A 4,795-nucleotide genomic window follows, 5' to 3' on the forward strand; every position below is an offset into this window, starting at 1 on the left:
CTGCTCGATGCCGCGCTGCAGCCGCTGCCCCCGGGCTGGGTCTGGGTGCTGGCGTAGCTCATGCCGTTGACGATGCTGGCGCCCACGGTGTTGCTGTACCCCAGCGGGCCTTGCACGTAGGCGTTGCCGACGTTCTTCCAGCGGTGGTGGATCCAGATGATGTTGTTGGCCGCGTCGTACTCTTCGGTGATGTTCCAGCCGGGTTCCATGCCAGCGTCCCAGCTGGCGGTGTACTTGTTGAAGCCGCTGCCTTCTTCGGTGCTGGTGGCCCGGCCCAGGTCGTCATAGCCGAAGCTCACGCGGCGCTTGCCCTCCTCGTCCACCACGCCGGTCAAGGCCCAGGCCAGGCCGGGCTTGTCGTAGATGAACTGCAGATACTTGCCGTCGGGCCAGGTGAGCTGGCTCAGGTTGCCGCCGGTGTAGCCCATGCCAATGGTCTGGCCGTCCACCCGCGTGACTTGCGTGATCACGCCGGTGGCGTCGTACTTGAACTTGACCAGGTGGCCGAGCTGGTCCTGCACGGTCAAGAGATAACCGGCGGCCGGGGCGTCATCACTCGCGCCCGTGCTGTAGCCGTAGGTGAGCACCGTGCCATCGGTCCGCTTCTCGCTGTTGAGCCGGCCGGTGCTGTCGTAGGTCTCTTCGGCCCGGGTCTGCGCGTCCACGTAGCGCCAACCGCCGCTGATGGCCACCAGGGTGTCGCGCACGCCAGCGTCGGGAACAAAAACCCCGCCGGAGACCGCAAACGAGACCCAGCGGCCCAGGCCCCGCGAGGCTTGCACGTTCGCCCCATCACCCGATTGGTAGATCAGCCGCTTGTGCAGATTGCTTTCCACCAGCAGGCCAAATGATGGCAAGGGAAACTCTTGAAACTCCCGCCCTGCATTGTCGTTCGGTAGTTTGCTGCGCATGTCGTAGCGCAGCTTCAGCCCCCCCACCCCAGCCTCCAGCTCGACGTCGTAGCTGCTGACCCCAATCAGGGGGTAGATCGGGTCCCCCACACTCACCACGCTCGCTTGCTTGCCAGGGCACATCGCGGGCTTGTCGTGCCAGACATGAAGTCCATCTGCGACGCAAATAACGTTGTCGCCTGCATAAATGTCACCATAGCCATTGTGACCGAAGTCGCCTCTGTGCTGCTCCTCGTTTGCACCGTCATAATTCAGGGGGCATTGACTACCAAAAAATGGCCAGGCATAGTTAATATTATTTTCAGCGCGACATACCCCCTTCCAGGGATGTGAGGTATCGAGCACAAAAATCATATGACTATAAATCGCGTCACAAACCTCTTGTCCGGTAGAAAATTCACCCACGCCACCCGTATTCTGAAGATCACTCCAAAAGGGAGCGAATGGGGGCACAGTAACTACGGCAGCAACTGTTTTACTTGACGTCAACTGAAGCAACAATGTTAAAAATATCGACCGACATGCCGAGTATCCGAAAATCAGTCCGCCTTGGGGAATCTTAAAATCCGGAGCGATGAGTTTTACAAGAACATCCATATTGCATTTCCAAACCAGAGAAATATCATTTCTTTACACCATCCACACAGGCCTGCGGCGAAGTGAAAAGGGTACCAACCAAAAAAATTGAAACCCTATATACCATAGACGTCTGAAAATGCAGGCGATGCTAGACTCATTAAGTCAAACGTAAAAATTATCTTCTTATGAATCATGTTTCCTCCAATGAAAAATATTGCTGACTATTCAACATCACCACTCGCTCTCTTGGATAAGTTTCCTTCACATCCCTCGCCGCCGATCCTATAATAATCAACGGCTTAGCGAAGACCTGCAGAGGGAAACTTGTCCAGAAGAGCTTATTCACCGCAACCCCGAGACGCTTTGCATGCGTCCGAGTGCGTCATAGGTGCGCGTGACCGTCTTGACCAGGGTCCTGGTGGCCGGGTCGGTGCCCTTGTAGTAGCTCTCTGTTGTCCGGTTGCCGGCGTTGTCGAGTTCGTAGTGCTCGCTGTTGCCGTCCGAGCTGCTCACGTCGGTGAGCCGGTGGGCGTCGTCGTAGGTGTTGAGGGTCCAGCTGCCGTCCGCTTGCGTGACTTGCTTGAGCAGGCCGGTGGCGTAGTAGTCGTACTGAGTCACCAGGCCGGTGCCGCCACCGGCCGGGGTCTGGGTGAGCTTGGTCAGCCAGCCGCGCAGGTGGTACTCCCGGCTCTCGGTGCTGCCGTTGGGCAGCACTGTGGTGAGCACCTGGCCGAGCTTGTTGTACTCGGTGTACTGGGTCTTGAGCGGGTTGGCGGTGTTGGGGCCCTGGGTCACGGTCTTGAGGTCGCCCAGGGTGTGGCCGCGGGCGGCTGCGCCGTCACCGGTGAAGCTGGTGGGTTCGGTCCAGTACTCGTAGGTGGTCGCTTTGCCGCGCGGGTCGGTCTCGGTGAGGACTTGGCCGTATTGGTTGTAGCTGTAGCTCCAGCTGCGGCTGTCGGTCACGGTGGCGTTGGCCGCACTCAGGTCGCCCAGCGTGTCGGTGGTGGCCTGCTCGTAGCGCTTGCAGACGACGGCGATCTTGCTGCCGTCAGGCAGTGCTGGCGCGCTGGGCGCGCAGTTCAGTTTGGGGTGCGCCGGGTCCACCAGGTCGGTCTGGTCGTTGTAGACCGTGGTGGTGATCAGGTTGGGCTCGACCACCTGCGTCTGCAGGTTCCACTGCGGATGCCACTGGGTGCTGATCTTGCGCTGTGGCTTGGCCGGGCCGGGGTTGCTGGCGGTGTAGCTGGCCACGTCCGCCGGGCAGGTGTCGGCCGTCTTGAGGCCTTCGACCCGAACCGTCTCCCGGTTGCTCGCGTCGTAGGCCATGCAGCTGCGGTTGCCAGCGAAGTCGACTCGGCTGGTCACGTTGGCGTTCGCGTCAAACGTCTGGCTGCTCGAAGCGGCACTGCAGCCGCTGCCCCCGGGCTGGGTCTGGCTGCTGGCGTAGCTCATGCCGTTGACGATGCTGGCGCCCACGGTGTTGCTGTAGCCCAGCGGGCCTTGCACGTAGGCGTTGCCCACGTTCTTCCAGCGGTGGTGGATCCAGATGACGTTGTTGACCGAGTCGTACTCTTCGGTGATGTTCCAGCCGGGCTCCATGCCGGCGTCCCAGCTGGCGGTGTATTTGTTGAAGCCAGTGCCTTCTTCGGTGCTGGTGGCCCGGCCCAGGTCGTCGTAGCCAAAGCTCACGCGGCGCTTGCCTTCTTCGTCCACGACGCCGGTCAGGGCCCAGGCCAGGCCGGGTTTGTCGTAGATGAACTGCAAATATTTGCCGTCGGGCCAGGTGAGCTGGCTCAGGTTGCCGCCGGTGTAGGCCGCGCCAATGACCTGGCCGTCCACCCGGGTGACCTGCGTGATCACGCCGCTGGCGTCGTACTTGAACTTGACCAGGTGGCCGAGTTGGTCCTGCACAGTCAGGAGGTAACCGACAGCCGGGGCATCCTCACCGGCAGCGGTGCTGTAGCCGTAGGTGAGCACCGTGCCATCGGCCCGCTTCTCGGTGTTGAGCCGGCCGGTGCTGTCGTAGGTCTCTTCGGCGCGGGTCTGGGCGTCCACGTAGCGCCAGCCGCCGCTGATGGCCACCAGCTTGTCGCGCACGCCGGGGTCAGGCACAAAGACCCCGCCGGTCACCGCAAACGAGACCCAGCGGCCCAGGCCGCGTGAGGCTTGCATGTTCGCACCCGTGCCCGACTGGTAGATCAGCCGCTTGTGCAAACTGCTCTCGACCAGCGGGCCAAAGGACGGCAAGGCGGCATACGGGTATGCCAGTTCCTGCTTGTCCATCGGCAGCTTCCGGCGCATGTCGTAGCGCAGCTTCAGGCCGCCCAGGCCGGCGTCAAGGTCGACGTCGTAGCTGCTGCTGCCGATCAGGGGATAGATGGGGTCACCGACTGCGAATAGGCTTGCTTTCTTGCCAAGGCAAAAAGGGGGCTTGTCTTCCCAGAGGTCCATCAGTGAAACGCAGTCCCCTTTGGTCGAAGAGTATCGTTGTCGCGGCGAACACCAATTCCCGTGATGCTCAATATAATATAATGGCGATGCGCAAGTTTTTGATCCTGGCGCGTCTAAGACGCATATATACCCAAGCGACCATGCCATGGAATGAGGGGCATCGCCACCTCTTTCTTCGCAGCGGCTACCGCTGTAAAATAGGCCTGCAGCAAAATCAAGGCAAGATTGCTTTGCATTAGCCTCATCGTTATAGAACTTTCTATTCAATTCGTATGTAACACCATTGCCATATTGCATTACCGTTTCAGCATAGTACGGATCTGCCGCATAGGCATAGATGCCAAATGCGTTGATTATCATTGCCAATCCGATATTACGGTAAATGCTGAAATATTCGGAAATGCTGCGCCATTGGGGTTGCTGGCATGTCGCAGTAATCTGACTAACCCCCTGCTCTGGTTGCGCAGTCGTCAGAGTCAGGTTGACGAAGACATCATTTTCCAGGCCGATAATTAGCGCACCACCGTGACTCATAAGCTCGGTTTGCGCAACTGCGGCGCTAAGCCACGCTATGCCAAACCGCCGGTCCAAGAACCTTATGCGCATCAACGGCGCAATGGTCTTGCTTGTCATGGGTTTCCTCCACGTGTGATTGTTGGGGCAGCTCATTGCAGGCCGGAGACGCTCTGCATGCGTCCCAATGCGTCGTAGGTGCGCGTGACGGTCTTGACCAGGGTCCTGGTGGTCACGTCGGTGCCCTTGTAGTAGCTCTCTGTTGTCCGGTTGCCGGCGTTGTCGAGTTCGTAGTGCTCGCTGTTGCCGTCCGAGCTGCTCACGTCGGTGAGTTGGTGGGC

General features: G+C 59.7%; 2 protein-coding genes and 1 pseudogene. All 3 read right to left on the reverse strand.

What is annotated here, in order from left to right; translation table 11 throughout:
• Nucleotides 1-1,007, reverse strand: a pseudogene (locus tag LRH25_RS32355) (hypothetical protein); the annotation flags it as partial.
• Nucleotides 1,008-1,832: 825 nt separating this feature from the next.
• Nucleotides 1,833-3,941: an RHS repeat domain-containing protein gene (locus LRH25_RS32360; protein WP_231013258.1), complete on the reverse strand. Its 2,109-nt coding sequence runs from the start codon at nt 3,939-3,941 to the stop codon at nt 1,833-1,835.
• A gap of 665 nt (nt 3,942-4,606) precedes the next feature.
• A partial coding sequence (locus LRH25_RS32365; RefSeq protein ID WP_231013260.1) for a hypothetical protein occupies nt 4,607-4,795 on the reverse strand: 189 nt, incomplete at its 5' end.

Origin of the sequence: Ideonella azotifigens (genome assembly GCF_021043325.1) — a bacterium.
Lineage (GTDB): Bacteria > Pseudomonadota > Gammaproteobacteria > Burkholderiales > Burkholderiaceae_C > Ideonella > Ideonella azotifigens.